At 72.3% G+C, this 15,759-nt stretch carries 15 protein-coding genes; 4 read left to right on the top strand and 11 right to left on the bottom strand.

The window, feature by feature from the left end; translation table 11 throughout:
• Positions 1-63: 63 nt before the first annotated feature.
• Positions 64-2,517 carry a SpoIIE family protein phosphatase gene (locus J7F03_RS16435; protein WP_308379615.1) on the top strand — a complete coding sequence of 818 codons (2,454 nt, stop codon included), beginning with the start codon at positions 64-66 and terminating at the stop codon, positions 2,515-2,517.
• Positions 2,518-2,599: 82 nt separating this feature from the next.
• On the top strand, positions 2,600-4,918 hold the full coding sequence (locus tag J7F03_RS16440; protein WP_214950126.1) for a SpoIIE family protein phosphatase: 2,319 nt from the start codon (positions 2,600-2,602) through the stop codon (positions 4,916-4,918).
• A gap of 1 nt (position 4,919) precedes the next feature.
• On the opposite strand, the gene J7F03_RS16445 is transcribed toward J7F03_RS16440, so the two are convergent.
• A complete protein-coding gene (locus J7F03_RS16445; protein ID WP_374104347.1) occupies positions 4,920-7,886 on the bottom strand; it encodes a HAMP domain-containing protein in 2,967 nt (988 codons plus the stop codon).
• 109 nt (positions 7,887-7,995) lie between these two features.
• Here J7F03_RS16445 and J7F03_RS16450 point away from each other — a divergent pair, with 109 nt between their 5' ends.
• Positions 7,996-8,988 (top strand): SigB/SigF/SigG family RNA polymerase sigma factor, encoded by a 993-nt coding sequence (locus J7F03_RS16450; protein WP_214950128.1) that lies wholly within the window; start codon positions 7,996-7,998, stop codon positions 8,986-8,988.
• Positions 8,989-9,062: 74 nt separating this feature from the next.
• Here the strand turns inward: J7F03_RS16450 and J7F03_RS16455 are convergent, their stop codons facing one another.
• The 4 genes from J7F03_RS16455 to J7F03_RS16470 all read right to left on the bottom strand — a co-directional run bounded on the left by J7F03_RS16455 (position 9,063) and on the right by J7F03_RS16470 (position 10,882).
• Entirely contained in the window at positions 9,063-9,554 is a 492-nt protein-coding gene (locus tag J7F03_RS16455) for an ATP-binding protein (RefSeq protein WP_214950129.1), read from the bottom strand.
• Positions 9,555-9,567: 13 nt separating this feature from the next.
• The gene (locus J7F03_RS16460) at positions 9,568-9,933 is read right to left on the bottom strand and encodes an STAS domain-containing protein (protein ID WP_214950131.1); all 366 of its coding nucleotides are present in this window, start codon (positions 9,931-9,933) and stop codon (positions 9,568-9,570) included.
• A 260-nt stretch (positions 9,934-10,193) separates the two neighbouring features.
• Positions 10,194-10,541, bottom strand: coding sequence for an STAS domain-containing protein (locus tag J7F03_RS16465; protein ID WP_214950134.1), 348 nt, complete (start codon positions 10,539-10,541; stop codon positions 10,194-10,196).
• Positions 10,542-10,702: 161 nt separating this feature from the next.
• Positions 10,703-10,882 carry a CsbD family protein gene (locus tag J7F03_RS16470; protein WP_214950136.1) on the bottom strand — a complete coding sequence of 60 codons (180 nt, stop codon included), beginning with the start codon at positions 10,880-10,882 and terminating at the stop codon, positions 10,703-10,705.
• A 268-nt stretch (positions 10,883-11,150) separates the two neighbouring features.
• Here J7F03_RS16470 and J7F03_RS16475 point away from each other — a divergent pair, with 268 nt between their 5' ends.
• Entirely contained in the window at positions 11,151-11,639 is a 489-nt protein-coding gene (locus J7F03_RS16475; RefSeq protein WP_214950139.1) for a flavin reductase family protein, read from the top strand.
• Positions 11,640-11,751: 112 nt separating this feature from the next.
• On the opposite strand, the gene J7F03_RS16480 is transcribed toward J7F03_RS16475, so the two are convergent.
• The 6 genes from J7F03_RS16480 to J7F03_RS16505 form a co-directional block, all read right to left on the bottom strand.
• The gene (locus tag J7F03_RS16480; protein WP_214950141.1) at positions 11,752-12,561 is read right to left on the bottom strand and encodes a class I SAM-dependent methyltransferase; all 810 of its coding nucleotides are present in this window, start codon (positions 12,559-12,561) and stop codon (positions 11,752-11,754) included.
• Positions 12,562-12,760: 199 nt separating this feature from the next.
• Positions 12,761-13,510 carry a VOC family protein gene (locus J7F03_RS16485; protein ID WP_214950143.1) on the bottom strand — a complete coding sequence of 250 codons (750 nt, stop codon included), beginning with the start codon at positions 13,508-13,510 and terminating at the stop codon, positions 12,761-12,763.
• 174 nt (positions 13,511-13,684) lie between these two features.
• Complete coding sequence (locus J7F03_RS16490; protein ID WP_214950145.1) at positions 13,685-13,930, bottom strand: DUF6213 family protein; 246 nt, start codon at positions 13,928-13,930, stop codon at positions 13,685-13,687.
• Between the two features lie 161 nt (positions 13,931-14,091).
• Positions 14,092-14,247 (bottom strand): DUF6131 family protein, encoded by a 156-nt coding sequence (locus J7F03_RS16495; protein WP_214950147.1) that lies wholly within the window; start codon positions 14,245-14,247, stop codon positions 14,092-14,094.
• Positions 14,248-14,333: 86 nt separating this feature from the next.
• Positions 14,334-15,338 carry a glutathione S-transferase family protein gene (locus tag J7F03_RS16500; RefSeq protein ID WP_214950488.1) on the bottom strand — a complete coding sequence of 335 codons (1,005 nt, stop codon included), beginning with the start codon at positions 15,336-15,338 and terminating at the stop codon, positions 14,334-14,336.
• A 66-nt stretch (positions 15,339-15,404) separates the two neighbouring features.
• Positions 15,405-15,758, bottom strand: a complete 354-nt coding sequence (locus J7F03_RS16505) for a PRC-barrel domain-containing protein (protein WP_214950148.1) — start codon at positions 15,756-15,758, stop codon at positions 15,405-15,407.
• Position 15,759: the final 1 nt, after the last annotated feature.

The following is a 15,759-nucleotide window of genomic DNA, read 5'->3' on the forward strand; positions in this document are numbered from 1 at the left end:
TGGGTCGGCGGTGGGGCCGACGCGACCTAGGCGGGTGGGGAAGGGGCGTGCCATGCTCGAAGGGTGAAGGGCGATGCCGCGCCGGTGGGTGAGGGCGCCGCACCCGAGGTGCTGGCGCTCGCCAAGGTGGTGGCCAGACTGCGATCGGAAGTCATCGATCTGGAGGGCATCGCCGCGACCGCGGCCGTCGTCGAACGGGCCAAGGGTGTCCTGATGGCCCGGGCGGGAGTCTCCGCCGAAGCGGCGTACGAGATGCTCCTCGACCGAGCCGGCGTGCGGGGCCACACCGTCCTGGAGGAGTGCTGGATCGCCCTGGGGCAGGTCCGCCCCCACCCGCCGCCCGCGACCGACGGACCCTCCCCGCCCACCACCGCGCCCACGGGAGACCGGAAGGAGCCGGCCGGCTCGGCCTTCAGCCGCCGGCGCTATCTCGTCGGCCGCCGCGACGCCGACGCCGCACTGCGTCCGCTCCTGGCCCGGCTCGCCGCCGGCCTGACGGCGACACACGGCGGCGACGACATCGCGGAGCTGCTGCGGAGCGTGTTCGGCGGCGCCGCCGGCGTGGACGCGGTGATGATCTACTCTCTGACCGCCGCCGGAAGCCTGGAGCTGACCGGCCACGCGGGCATCGGCGAGGCGCTGGCCGAGCGGTGGCGCCACGTCCCCCCGCTCAGCGGTGTCGCCGCCCACGAGGCGATCGCCGGGCGCCGGGCCCTGTGGCTCGAGGACCCGGAGCAGGACGCCCGGCGCTACCTGCTGATCGGGGACCCGCCGGACCGGTGGCCCGCCCGCGCCTGGCTGCCCGTACCCGGCGACGGACCCGCGAAGGCGGCCATCGGGTTCCTGCGCGCACGGCCGGGCCCCTTCGCCGCCGACACCCGGGCGCTGCTGCGCCAGGCCGCCCGGCTGTGCCAAGGTCCGCTGGCGACGCCGGAGCGGCCCCGCGACGCCGCCGACGAGGGGGCCCGGGACAGCGCCGAGGTGGCATCCGTCCAGCGGATCCTGGAAGCGCTGGTCGGATCCGCGATCCTGCTCACACCGCTGCGCTCGGAGACCGGCGAGGTGGAGGACTACCGTATCGACGCGGCCGCGCCCGAGTCGGTGGACGTGGCCGGGCGGCGCGGCAAGGAGCTCGTGGGCCGCCGGATCCTGGAGACGTACCCGACCGTGGCGGGCACCGCGCTGTGGGAGGGGTACCTGGAGACGCTCACCACGGGAACCGGGTACGAGGGAGAGCCCTTCACTTACGAGGAGGTGCTCTCCGGCGTTCCCCACCAGTCCGTCTACTCGGTCCGGGCGTCCAGACTGGGAGACCACCTGGTCGTGTCCTGGATCCGCCACGACACCAGCGAGCGCGAGGCGCGGCGGCTGGCCGACATGCAGCGCCTGGGCAACCTCGGCTGGGCCGGCTGGAACCTGGCCACGGACACCATCACCTGGTCCGATCAGGTCTACGCCATCTTCGACCGCGATCCCCGCGAGGGGCCGATGTCGTTGGAGGAACTGCCGCAGCACCTTCTCCCCGACGACCTTCCGAGCCTGGGCACGGCCGTCCAGTGGCTCTTGAGGGAGGGGGAGCCGATCGACCAGCCGTTCCGGATCGCCACCGTGCACGGCGTCCGCCACCTGCGGATCGTCGCCGAGGCCCAGACGGACGCCGACGGCACCCCGGTCGAGGTGCACGGCTTCTTCCAGGACCTCAGCGCGCAGCGTGCGGCCGAGCTCGCGCTGCTCGAGAGCGAGCGCGCCGTACTCCTCCAGCGGGGCATGCTCCAGGCCGAACGGGCGCTCGCCGCCCGCCTCCAGGACACCCTGCTGCCGATCCCCGAGCAGTCCTTGGAACTGGCCGGCCTGTGCATCGACGTCGCCTACGTCCCCGCCGACAGGGGGATCAACGTCGGCGGCGACTGGTACAGCGCCATCGAACTCCCCGACAAGAGCGCCCTGTTCGTCGTCGGAGACGTGGCCGGCCACGGTCTGGCCGCCGTGGGCACCATGGCCCAGCTGCGGTTCACCACGAAGGGCATGACCGTCACCGGCTCGGCCCTCCCCGACGTCCTGCGCCGGCTCAACTCCCTCCTGCTCCACACCGCTTCGGACCCGGCCGCCACCGCCACCGCCACCATGGTCATGGCCCGCTACCAGCCCTGGGACCGGCGCCTGATCTGGGTACGGGCAGGACACTTGCCCCCCTTGCTGATCCGGGGCGACCGGGCGAACTTCCTCGATCAGCCGCAGGGCAGGCTCCTCGGCGCCACCTTCGATGCCTCGTACGGGCAGGCCGTCCTCGACCTCCTGCCCGGCGACCACCTGCTGCTCTACACCGACGGACTCGTGGAAGAACCGGGCGAGGACATCGAGATCGGACTCGAACGGCTCGCCGCGGCCACCCTGCGACTCCTGCGCGAGGGCGGCGGTGAAACACTCGCCCGGACGCTCGCCGCCCTGTGCACGAGTAGCCGCGACGACATCTGCGTCCTGGACATCCATGTCCCGGACGCGAAAGAGACGGCGTAGACGGCTTGGGCCACCGGCCGCGGGTGAACCGTAGAATCCGAAGTATGGGTATGTGTGCCCACATCGAGGGGCATGGGCCGACATGACGACCCCTGACACCGGTGCGTCCGGACCACCCCGACCCGGACCGGGTCACGGGCCGGGCGACAACGCCCTGGCCGAAGCCGTCACCGCCCTCACCGCCGAGGTCGGCGCCATGCAGCACGACCGGGCCCGGCGGCGGCTGCTCGATCTCGCCACCGGCGTCCTGACCGTTCAGCTGGCCACCACGCCCGCCGAAGCCGCGGACCACCTGCTGAGGCTGGCCGTCTCGACGGGGCTGGGAGCGGTGGACCTGGCCGCCGACATCGTCAACGCCGCCGTCGGTGCCGTCGTCGTCGCCGCCCCCGAAGGTCAGGTCCCGACGGCTTCCCATGCCCGGCGGGCACGCCGCAGCACCGCGGCCGCCCTGGCCGCCGACAGCGCCGGCGAGGCCGTCGATACGCTGCTGGAGGGGGGACTGCGGCCTCTCGGCGTGCGCTCGGTGTTCCTCTGGCGGCTCACGGAGAGCGGCTGCCTGGCCCTCGTCGGGCAGGCCGGGGCCAGCCGCCAGGAGGCCGTGCACTGGCAGTGGGTCCCGCCGGAGGCCGGCGGCACGCTGCACGAGGCGATGGCGGGCGGCACACCCGTCTGGCTGCCCGAGGGCACCCCCGCGGGCCGGCCGCGGCTTCCCGGGGCCGCCGCGGACGGCGCCCGCGCGCTGATGCCCGTACGGGACCAGGGGCGGGTCGCCGGGCTGCTGCTGGCCACCTGGGACGGGCCCGACCCGCTGGAGGAGCCGCTGCGCGGGGCCCTGGTCGAACTGTGCGAGCCCGCGGCCCGCGTCCTGGACTGGGACGCGGAGGAGCCGGGGGGCCCGCGCATCGTGGCGGGGCTGCTCGATCTGCTCCAGCAGCCCGCCGCGGTCGTCCTGGGCGCGGAGCAGGAGCCCGCCAAAGGCCTCGAAGTCGTCGAGTACGTGAACAGCGCGGCCCGCCGGGCCCTCGGCGCGGTGCGCGACCCGGTCGGGCGGCCGGTCGCGCAGGTGTTCCCGTACGCCCATGAGGGCCTCGTCCGGATGCTCTCGGCCGCGGCGACCGGAGCGGGGCCGCGGTACGAGCAGAGCCTGCCCGTGCGGGGGCCGCAATCGCCGCTGTCGGCGCCCGGTTCCATGGCGCACGTCCAGGTCCTGCCGCTGGGCCGCTCCCGCAGCGCGGTCCTGTGGGACTGCGCCGACGACAGCCCGGTCCTCGCCCGCGTACTGGGCCGGCTGGAGCAGCTGGCCTCCTTCGACGACGATCTGCTGACGGGCCGCTCCCTGTGGAGCGAGAAGGCCTACTCCATCTTCGGCATGGACCACACGCAGGAGCCCGTGCCCCTGCGCCTGCTCGCCGCACGGCTGCACCCGGACGACACCGGCGCGCTGCGCGATCTGATGTCCGCCCTCACGGAGCGGCACGAGGGGGCGCACGCGCTGGTACGGGTCGTCCGCGAGGACGGCGGCGTGCGCCACGTGCGCATCGCGGCCGAGCCCGTCCTCAACGCCGGGGTGCTGACCGGCCTGGCAGGCGTGTACCAGGACGTCTCCGCCCAGTACCGCACCGAAATGGCACTGACCGCCAGCTTCGACCGGCTCAACGCCGCCCACGCGGAGGCGGAGCTGCGCAACCAGGTCGTCCGGCAGTTGCAGGAGGCGATCGTGCCGGAGGCGCCCGCGCTGGAGGCCACCCCCGGACTGCGGATCGCGGCCCGCTACCGGCCGGCGGCCCAGGAGTACCGGGTCGGCGGGGACTGGTACGACGTACAGCCGCTGCCCAGCGGACGGGTACTGCTGACCGTCGGGGACATCGCCGGGCACGGCATCGACGCCGCGAACGGCATGGTGGCGCTGCGCAACGCGCTGCGCGGCCTGGCCTTCACCGGGTGCACCCCGGGCCGGCTCATGGAGTGCCTCAACGAGGTGGCCCTGCACACGTCCGGCCAGCCCACCGCCACCGCCCTGTGCGGCCTGTACGACCCGGCCGACCACACGCTGTGCTGGACCGGCGCCGGGCACCCGCCGCCGCTGCTGCTGCGCGACGGGCGGGCCCTTTTCCTGGAGAGCCCGCACAACATCCTGCTGGGGGCCCTGCCCGGAGCCCGGTACGAGGAGAAGGTCACCCGGCTGCGCCCGGGCGACACGCTGCTCCTTTACACGGACGGTCTGATCGAGCGACGGCACTCCGGGCTGGACGAGAGCCTGGCGGTACTGCGGGGGGCGGCGCAGCGGCTTGCGGCCGCCGAGCCGGACGAGCAGGCCGAGCGGCTGATGGCGGAGGTGAGCGGGGACACCGACGACGACACGAGCCTGGTGGTCGTACGGGTCGCCGGACGGGAGCCCTGACTCAGCGGTCGCGGTCGGGTTCCCGGCCGGGGCGGGGGCCGCTCTCGCGCTCGGCGAGGCAGGCGCGGATGACGGCGATCAGGTTCTGCGGGTCCACCGGTTTGGTCACGTAGTCGGTCGCTCCCGCGGCGAGGGCCTCCGCGCGGTCGTCCGGCATGGCCTTGGCGGTGACCACGATGACGGGTACGTCGCTGTAGCCGGGCATCCGGCGGATGGTGCGGGTGGCCGCGTACCCGTCGAGCCCGGCCATCATCAGGTCCATCACCACGAGGTCCACGTCCCCGCGGCCGGCCAGCAGCGTGATGCCGGTCTCGCCGTTGTCGGCGGCCAGGACGCGCAGGCCCGCGGTCTGGAGCATGGCGGTGAGGGCGAAGACGTTGCGGGCGTCGTCGTCGACCACCAGCACGGTCCGCCCGCCCAGATCGGGCATCGGCTCGCCCGGCCTGCCCGCGGACAGCGGCGCCTCCGCGGCGACGGAGGCGGCCGGGGCCCGGCCGTCGCGCACGGGGAGGTACAGCGCGAAGCGGCTGCCCTGGCCTTCCGTGCTCTGCGCGACGATCACCCCACCCAGCAGCCGGGCGACCTCACGGCTGATGGACAGCCCGAGGCCCGTACCGCCGTAGGCGCGCGAGGTCGTCGCGTCACCCTGCCGGAAGGCCCCGAACACGGACTCCAGCCGGTCGGCGGGGATGCCGATTCCGGTGTCGATCACCTGGAAGGCGACCACCGGGCCGCTCTCCTTCAGCGTGGCCGGCAGTTCGTCGGGGGCCGCCAGGGTCACGCGCAGGGAGACCCTGCCGGTCTCGGTGAACTTCAGGGCGTTCGAGAGCAGGTTGCGCAGGACCTGGCGCAGCCGGGCCTCGTCGGTGGTCAGGTCGTCGGGCACGGCCGGGGCGGCGGCCACCGTGAACTCCAGCCCGCGTTCGTCGGCGACCGGCCGGAAGGCGGCGTCCACGTAGTCGAGCAGCCGGCGCAGCGACACCGTTTCCGTGTGCACGTCCATCTTCCCGGCCTCGACCTTGGAGAGGTCGAGGATGTCGTTGATCAGCTGGAGCAGATCGGATCCCGCCGAGTGGATGACGGTCGCGTAGTCGACCTGCTTCTCCGTCAGGTTTCCTTCCGGGTTCTGCGAGAGGAGCTGGGCGAGGATCAGCAGGCTGTTCAGCGGAGTGCGCAGTTCGTGGCTCATGTTGGCCAGGAACTCCGATTTGTACATCGAGGTGCGGGACAACTGCTGGGCCCGGGTCTCCAGTTCCTGGCGGGCCTGCTCGATCTCCAGGTTCTTGCTCTCGATGTCCCGGTTGCGTTCCGCCAGCAGGGCCGCCTGTTCCTTCAGTTCGGCGTTGGAGCGCTGCAGTTCCTGCTGTCCGTGCTGGAGTTCCTGCGAGCGGGAGCGCAGTTCGGCCGTCAAATCCTGGGAGCGTTCCAGTAGTTCGTCGGTGCGGGCGTTCGCTATCAGTGATCTGACGTTGACGCCGAGCATCTCGGTGAACTGCTCGAGGAAGTCCCGGTGCAGGGGGTGCAGCGGGTGGACGGAGGCGAGCTCCACGGCGCCCAGCACCTGGTCCTCGGCGACGATCGGCAGGACGACCAGGGTGGTCGCGTCGGCGGCTCCGGTGCCGGAGGCGATGACCGCGTAGCCGGGCGGGAGGTCGTCGACGATGATCGCGCGCCGGCCGGCGGCGGCCTCGCCGACCAGGGACTGGCCGATCCGGAACCGGCGGGGGCCCGCGTCGGGGGCGTCGGGCAGCCCGTAGGTGGCGATCGCCACCAGCTCGATGCCGTCGGACCGCTCCTGGGCCAGGAAGAAGCTGCCGTACTGGGCATCCACCAGCGGCGGTACCTCCCGCATCAACAGGCGGGCCACGGCGGGGAGTTCGCGGATGCCCTGGATCCGCCGGGAGACCCCCGCGAGACTGGACGCCAGCCACTCCTGGTCCTCGTTGGCCCGGGTGGTGGCGCGCAGCGACTCGACCATGGCGTTGATGTTGTCCCTGAGCTCCCCGACCTCGCCCGGGGCCTCCACGGTGATCGAGCGGGTCAGGTCGCCCTCGGCGACCGCGCTGGTCACCTCGGCGATGGCGCGTACCTGCCGCGTGAGGTTGCCGGCCAGTTCGTTGACGTTCTCGGTCAGCCGCTTCCAGGTGCCCGAGACGCCCTCGACCTCGGCCTGGCCGCCGAGCCGGCCCTCGCTGCCGACCTCGCGGGCCACACGGGTGACCTCGGCGGCGAAGGAGGACAGCTGGTCGACCATCGTGTTGATGGTGGTCTTGAGCTCCAGGATCTCGCCACGGGCGTCCACGTCGATCTTGCGCGTGAGGTCGCCGCGGGCGACGGCCGTGGTGACCTGCGCGATGTTGCGCACCTGGTTGGTGAGGTTGGTGGCCATGGAGTTGACGTTGTCGGTGAGGTCCTTCCAGGTGCCCGAGACCCCCCGGACGGTCGCCTGACCGCCGAGGTTCCCCTCGGTGCCGACCTCGAAGGCGACCCGGCTGACCTCCTCGGCGAAGGCCGAGAGCCGGTCGACCATGGTGTTGATCGTGTCCTTGAGTTCGAGGATCTCACCGCTCGCGTCCACCCGGATCTTCTGCGTGAGGTCGCCCCGGGCGACGGCCGTGGCGACCTGCGCGATGTTGCGCACCTGCGAGGTGAGGTTGTCGGCCATGCTGTTGACGCCGGTGGTCACCTCCCGCCAGACGCCGCCGGTGCGGGGGACCCGGGCGTGTCCGCCGAGCAGGCCTTGGCCCCCGACCTCCTGGGCCACCCGGGTGACCTCGGACGTGACGAGGGACAGCTGGTCGACCATTCCGTTGTAGACGGCCACGATCTCGCCGGGGAGGCCGGCGGCGTCGTCGGGGAGCCGGGTGCTGAGATCCCCGTCCCGTACTGCGGTGAGCCCGGCCAGCAGCTTTTCCAGTATTTGGTCGGAATCATTCATATCTGACCTCACTGCGATCCACTGTGCCATGAGAAGGGTCAGACGGCCCCGCGTGGGGAATATCCCCTCGGGAAGACCACGACGGTTCCCGCCGCCCGACCGGGCCGGCCGGAAGCCATACACCCGTCGGAGGAAGCTCATGTCACCCGTTTCTCGCGGCACCGCGGATCCGCTCCTTGCCGAGCCCTACGCCGAGATTCCCGACGTCTCCGAGGTGCCCGACCTGCCAGATGTCCCCGAGGATCCGCTCGCGGTCGGCACGGCCGAGGCGCGGACCCTGTCCGTCGCGCTCTTCCGGCGCCTGAACCGGCTGCACGAGGGGACGCCCGAGTACTCGTACGTGCGCAACACGCTCGTCGAGCTGAACCTCAGCCTGGTGAAGTACGCGGCGCGGCGGTTCCGCAACCGTTCCGAGCCACTGGAAGACATCGTCCAGGTCGGCACGATCGGCCTGATCAAGGCCATCAACCGGTACGACGTCGAGCGCGGGGTCGAGTTCACCACGTTCGCCATCCCCACCATCACCGGCGAGATGAAGCGGTTCTTCCGGGACACCAGCTGGTCCGTGAAGGTTCCGCGGCGCCTCCAGGAGCTCCGGCTCGACATCGCCAAGACGTACGACGCCCTGGAACAGAGCCTGGGGCGGCGGCCGACCGACCGCGAGCTCGCGCAGCGCCTCGGGATCAGCACCGCCGCACTGGCCGAAGGCCTCCAGGCGGCCAACGGCTATACCGCCGGATCCCTGGACGCCCCGGTGGGCCAGGAGGCGGACACCGGTCCCCGCGAGCGGCCGCTCGGGGCGGAGGAGGACGCGTACGACCGCATCGAATGCCTGGAGACGCTGAAACCGCTGCTCGCCACGCTCGGCGACCGAGACCGGCTGATCCTCTCGCTGCGCTTCGGCGAGGAGCTGACCCAGGCCGAGATAGGCGACCGGCTCGGCCTCTCCCAGATGCACGTCTCGCGGCTGCTGGCCCGGATCATGTCCAGGCTGCGGGCCGGAATGCTCACGGACGCCCACGAGGACGCCGACGAGGACCAGGGCGAAGACCAGCACGAAGACCGGCACGAACACCGGCACGAACACCGGCACGAGGACGCGAGGGCGCGGGCGGACTCGGCAGCGGGCTGACCGGAATCCCGGGTCCGGGCGTCAGGGGGCGGGGCTCAGGGGGGCGGGGGCGCGGCTCGGTGGTGCGGCCGGGCTCAGGCGGGGTGCGGGAACCCGTCCCGCCACCCGGAGAGCGTCCCGTCGCCCTGCCGCAGGACCGGCGGCGCGTCGAGCTCCACCCATACGCACTTCCCGCCGTCCACCGGCTCCGAGCCCCACTCCCGGGCCAGCCGCTCCACGATGAGCAGCCCATGGCCTCCGGGCCGGGCCGGGTCGGAGGGATGCCTGACGGTCGGCGCGACCGGACTTGCGTCGGTGACCTCGATGCGCAGCCGATCACCCGTGCAGCGCAGCAGGAGCGAGCTGGGCCCGCCCGCGTGCATGCAGGCGTTGGCCACCACCTCGGACACCAGCAGCAGGGCGTCGTCGGCGGTCTCGTACGCGCCGCCGCTCCCGCTCCCGGCCCCCGGCAGCCATTGCCACTCGGTCAGGGCCCGGCGGGTGAAGTCACGGCACTGGCTGACGGCATCCGTGGTGTCGTGCAGAACCAGGCGCCGGGTCCGCTCCGGTTGCCGGCGCTCGCTCATCGCTGCTCCTCCGCTACGCGCGCTGGTGTGTCGCCAGCGCCGCCTCCACATCGGGGTGGAGCGGGAAGAGCCCGTCCGCACCTGTGATGTGGAACATGCGCTCGATCGGCTGATGGAGGCCGATCAGTTCAAGGCTGCCACCCGATTCCTGGATCGCGAGCCGGTTGTGCAGCAACACGTTCAAACCCGTGGAATCGCAGAACTCCAGCCGGCTGAAGTCGACGAGCAGCCGCTGCCTTCCGCCTGCCCGGGCGGCTTCGAGAGCCTCCCGCAAGGGCTCGGCGGTGTCGTGGTCGAGCTCACCGGCCAACGCCAGGACGGTGGCACCCCCGACGGGCCGTACTTCGACCGCGAAACGGCCATCGTCCGCCGTCGGCATCACACACCCCCTTCACATGTTTCGTATCCCGACACATTTCGCGCCTACCCCCTCGCACGCCACCAAACCCGCACGGTGGAAGTGTCCGGCCGGCGGGCCTGGCGGTGGCCCTGGCCGGAGCCGTGCTGCGGGGACCCGCGAGGGAGGGCCGTGTCGCACACGCCGTGCGCGGGGCCGCGGGAGCGGCGACCCGCACGCTTCTACTGCCGCCGCGCCGACTGCACCCGGCCATGTGGGTGACTACACCACGGGCATCGGTGTCAGGCGGGCGGTTCCGGGTCGATGGGGAAGAGACCGAGGGATCCGGTCACCTCCAGCAAGCGCAGCATCTGGCCGCTCGGGGCGGCCAGACGCAGGGTGTGACCGGACTCGACGGCCTGCAGGCGGGCCCGGAGCAGGACGTTGAGCCCGGCGGAGTCGCAGAACGTGAGGCCGCTGAGGTCCACGACGGTCTCGGCGGGTCCCTCGGCGCGGGTCACCGCTTCGAGCAGCAGGGCGCGCACTTCGGAGACCCGGCCGATGTCCATCTCGCCCGTCAGGCGGACCACGACCGTCTCCGGGGGCGGGCCCGAGGGGGGCTGCTGGGCGGGATCCTGCTGCTCGGGCATCTGGCTCCTTCGTCCCGGCCCCCCGTGGACTCGTACGGCCGGCCTCGTGAAAAGGCCGGCCTGCCCGTCCTCGTGCGGCCGGGAGTGGACCTGCTCCGCCCCGGAGCCCGGTTCGGACGCGCGGTCGCGCGGAACCGGGCTCCGGGTGGATCAGCGGATCCTCAGAGCCGGCCCTTGGCCTTCTTCGCCTTGTCCTCGGTCTTCGACATCATCTCCTCGGCCTTGCCGCCCATCTCCTCGGCGCGGCCCTCCGCCTGCATGCGCTTGTCGTCCATCGCGCTGCCGGCGCTCTCCTTGAGCTTTCCCTTGAGCTGCTTCGCCTTTGCCTTTGCCTTGCTCATGACGAGGTCGTTCCTTCCTGAGGGGGTACTGCTGACCACCATGCGTCAGCGATCGGCAGGCCGCAATTGGGACGAATCACCCGGCTGTCAGGCCCTGTGGCCGTCCTTCGAACCCCGGGCGAACGCCCTGCGGCGTTCACGCCGCATCCCGCGCCTGCCCGTTCCGGCGGGGATCACGCAGCCGGGTTCCCCCGCCGGTGTGCGGGTAGTCGCCGGATGGCACCGGTACCGATCGGGCGCCGGGCCGCCGAGGTCACGAGGAGTCGCCATGGCAGAGCCCGATGTCCTGGACGGCGTGTACGACGGCCCGATGTACGTCGTCACCGCCGCGGCCGGAGGTGAGCGGGCGGGCTGCCTGGTGGGGTTCGCCTCGCAGTGCTCGATCCACCCGCCCCGGTTCGTGGTCTGGCTGTCCGTCGCCAACCACACCTACCGGGTCGCGCGCGGAGCCTCGTACCTCACCGTGCACGCGTTGGGCCACGGGCAGCGGGAGCTCGCGGAACTCTTCGGGGGCGAGAGCGGCGACCGCGTGGACAAGTTCGCGCGCGTCGACTGGCGTCAGGGCGGGGCGGGAGGGCCGGTACTGACCGAGGTCCGGACCTGGTTCACCGGCCGGATAGAGCAGCGGATCGAGGGCGGGGACCACGTGGGCTTCCTGCTTGCGCCCGCCGGGGGATGCGGACCCCCCGAGGGCACGGTGCCCGCGCTGCTCCGGTACAGCGACGTGCGGGACCTGGAGCCCGGCCACCCGGCCTGACGCCTCTGTCCAAAGGGCCCGGGCTTGCGGCCGAGCCCGGAGGGCCGCCCGCCGCCTCATCCCGGGCAACCGGATCGCACACTCGGAAACCGGTATCGCGCACCCGGCGCCGTCAGGTGCCGGCGCGGAGCGGCCTCCGGCCCCGGACCGCCCACGCGCGGGCGGTGAGCGCGATCGACCCGTCCGCCCGCGTCGGCACGCTCGCGCGGAGCGCGTCACGCAAGCGGTCCCGGGCGGCGGGGGCGAGGGCGGCGACGTAGCCGGGGGCGGGGCCCTGCCCGGCCAGGAACGGCTCCCACAGGTCGGCGAAGCCGGAGAAGACGGTGGCCACCTCGACCGGGACGACGTCCACGTCGACGAGCCCCGCCCCCGTCCAGAGCGACCGGAGCGGATCCGGACGGCACACCGGGAACCGGCGGCCCTCGTCCACGGCGGCGGCGGACGGGTCCACCGCGATCACGGCATCCCAGAAGTGGCGCAGGAACCCCATGCCCTCCGCGTAGTCCCACACGTACGCGGCGACCAGCCCGTCCGGCCGCACGACGCGGGACGCCTCGGCCACCGCCGCACCCGGGGCGGGGAAGAAGTTGAGCGCCAGGCCGCTGACGGCCACGTCGCACACCGCGTCGCGCGCCGGCAGCGACAGCCCGTCGGCCACGGCGAAGCACGCCGGAGCGGGAGCCGCGGCCCGCGCCGTGGTCACGAACCCGGCGGACCGGTCCAGCCCCAGTACCTTCCGGGGCCGGCACCGGGCGGCCACCATCGCGGTCAACGCCCCCGTACCGCAGCCCACGTCCAGCCAACGCAGGCCGTCCGCGCATTCGAGCCAGGTCACGAACCCGTCCGCGACCAGCCGGCTCCACCGGCCCATGTACCGCTCGTAGGCGTCCCCCGCCGCCCAGGTGTCCGACTGCGGCTTCATGCCCCCACGATCCCCGACCCGGCCCGCGGCGGCAGGTGGGCGCGCAGGGCGGACTCCTCACGATGCCGTCGAGAGTCATCCGCTCCTGCCGGGAGAGCTCGGACCCGTCCATCACGAAGCCCCTCTCCTCCGGCGTCCGCCTTCGCCTTCCGCTTCGGCGGCTAACCGCACCGCGGCGCCGCAGCATGGCGAAAGCCGGTCAGGAGGAGGGTCCGGGCCCGTCCGGACCCGCGATGGCGAACACGGCGCCGTCGGCGTCCCGCAAGGTGACCTCGCGGGTGAGGGGATCGGGGTCCGCGCCGGAGAGGCTGCTGCCGCCCAGTGTGATCGCGGTCTTCACGGCGGTTTCGAGGTCGGGGACCCGGAAGTGGACGTCCCAGCGGGGCCGGACGTGCGGGTCGGGGGCCTCGGCCAGGGCCCCGCCGCGCAGGCGGGCCACCGTCTGGTTCGCGTGGCGCAGCAGGATGCGGTCGTCCTCCTCGGCGTAGGCGACCTCGCAGCAGCCGGCGTGGTCACAGGCCCACTCCAGGACCTCGCCGTAGAAGATGGCGGCGTCGAAGGCGTTCCTGGTGCGCAGCTCCAGCCAGGCGGGAGCGGCCTCGTCGCCGATACCCCAGTCGGGGATGGAGCTTCCCTGCCAGATCCCGAAGGCCGCCCCGTCGCGGTCGGAGGCGAGCGCCACCCGGCCGGTGCCGAAGGAGAGGGGGCCGACGGCGACGGTTCCGCTGCGTTCGCGGATCCGCGCGGCCGCGACATCGGCGTCGTCGACGGCGAAATACGGTGTCCAGGCCACCGGGATGGAGAGCGCCTGGTCCAGGGCACCGAGGCCGGCCACCGGGACCCCGTCGAGGAAACCGACACAGTAGCCGTCTCCTAGGCGGCCCGGGCGGAAATCCCAGCCGAGGACCGCTCCGTAGAACTCCTGAGCGGCACCGAGGTCGCGGGTCATGAGACTGACCCAGCACGGTGCACCGAATGTCTCGTGACTTGATGTCGACACGCCGACCAACCTCATTCGCCTCATGCGACCCGGGCCTCTCCCACGGTACTCGCGGGCCCGCCGCGACCCGTAGTGGAGCGCGTCCGGACGGTCAGGTGGCGGGAGCAGCCCAGGACCGCCGCCCTAACGGTCGCCCTGCAGATTCGGGGCGGACGTGAAGCCGATGCATTCGACGTCGATCTGATCGGCGAGCTCGGTCAGCACGCCCGCCAGGTCCAGGACGGTCTGCTCGTCGCCGCGCATCTCTCCGGCGTCCGTCGTCTCCAGCCAGTCGCCCGCGAGGCGGCGCAGCAGGGCGGTGACGTGATCGGCGGGGATCAGCAGCATGCCGTCGTCCGCGGGGATCAGCGGTATCGATACCTGGATCATGAAACCGCCTCCCCAGGGAGCGTTCGTGGATGTCATCGAAGCGGCTACCCGATCGGCCGAGCGGCAACCGTCGAGGGGTGGCCCCTCTGCGCCGGCTCGGTCCGACGCGAAGAGGCGAGCCGGCGGTGTGTTCCGCCGGCTCGCCAAGGGACGCGGTGCGCCTACCAATAGTGGCGCCGTCCTCCGACCGCGTGTCCGACGGAGCCGAGGATCCACAGGACGACGCCTATGACGACCAGGATGATTCCGAGGGTCCACAGGATCGAGATTCCGAGGAGGTAGCCGACGATCAACAGGACGATTCCGAGTGCGATCATGATTCTCTCCGATCTGATCTCCCAAGCGCCTTCTGCCCGGTTCCGGCGCCGGAATGTGTGATTCGGAGGCTCTGCCTCCGCTTACTTCACGTCCGCCCGAGCGGTGTGTGTCCGGCCGGTACGGCCTCCCCGGGCGCGACCGGCCCGGGCGCGGTCCCGTCGCCGAAGGGGCGGCCGGCGAGCGACGCCCGGTCGTGGGGGGCGAGCCGGCCCGACGGGTCCGGGCCGGCGGGCACGACGCCCGTCGGGTTGATGTCCTGGTGGACCAGGTAGTAGTGGCGCTTGATGTGGTCGAAGTCGACCGTGTCGCCGAATCCGGGAGTCTGGAACAGGTCCCGCGCGTAGCCCCAGAGGACCGGCATCTCGGAAAGCTTCTGCCGGTTGCACTTGAAGTGGCCGTGGTACACGGCGTCGAAGCGTACGAGCGTCGTGAACAGCCGCACGTCCGCCTCGGTGATGGTGTCACCGACGAGGTAACGGGACGTCCTGAGACGCTCGGTGAGCAGGTCGAGGCGGGTGAACAGGCGTGTGTACGCCGAGGCGTACGCCTCCTGGGATCCGGCGAACCCGGCCTGGTAGACGCCGTTGTTCACGTCGCCGTAGACCACCTCGTCCACGGCGTCGATCTCCGGCCGCAGTGCCCGCGGGTAGAGCGCGGGGGCACCCGCACGGTGGTGCGCCGCCCATTCCAGCGACATGTCGATCGTCATCCGCGCGAAGTCGTTGGTCACCACCTCGCCGGTGGCCACGTCGACGATCGCCGGCACCGTGACGCCCCGGTCGTCACCGGGGTCGCGGGCGAGGTAGGCGTCCCGGAGCAACGCGATGCCGAGGACGGGGTCGCGGCCGCCCGGGTCCAGGTCGAAGCTCCAGCTGCGCTCGTCATGGGTCGGACCGGCCACGGCCATCGGCAGCGCGGTCTCCAGTCCCAGGAGCCGTCGTACGATGACCGCCCGCCCGGCCCACGGGCAGGCCCGGCTGACCACCAGCCGGTAGCGGCCCGGTTCGACGGGGAATCCCTCGCGTCCGTCGGCGGTGATCCGGGTGGTGATGTAGCGGCTGTCACGCGTGTACGCGCCGCCGGCGCTCACGTAGCTCACGACAGGCCCCCGACGTGGACGTGGCTTGCGGCTCCCTCGCCCGCGGTGCTCATGGGCTCACATGTGGGGCTGGTTGTAGTACCGGGCGAACTGCTCCAGATAGCTGGGCCCGCCGCCGTACTTGGCCTCGTCGAACTCGGGGGCGTTCTTGATCTGGTCCTTGCTCCGGTTGACGTAGACCTTCTCTTCGGCCGTGTCGATGCGCTTGATCGTGCCGGCCGGGAGCAGTACGTGCTTACCGAAGATCCAGACACCGGTGTCGACCACGAGGTGGGAAGCGCCGACGTCCTCGGAGTGCTTGTCGATCTTTCCGATGCTGCCGTCGGTGGCCTCGACCTTGTAGCCGACGAGGTCGATCCCCTGTTGGTATCCCGCGTCCTGGTGGTAGCCCCACATCTCTTCCTCGGTCATG

The organism is Streptomyces sp. ISL-43, from assembly GCF_018614195.1.
In the GTDB taxonomy this organism is placed as follows: Bacteria; Actinomycetota; Actinomycetes; order Streptomycetales; family Streptomycetaceae; genus Streptomyces.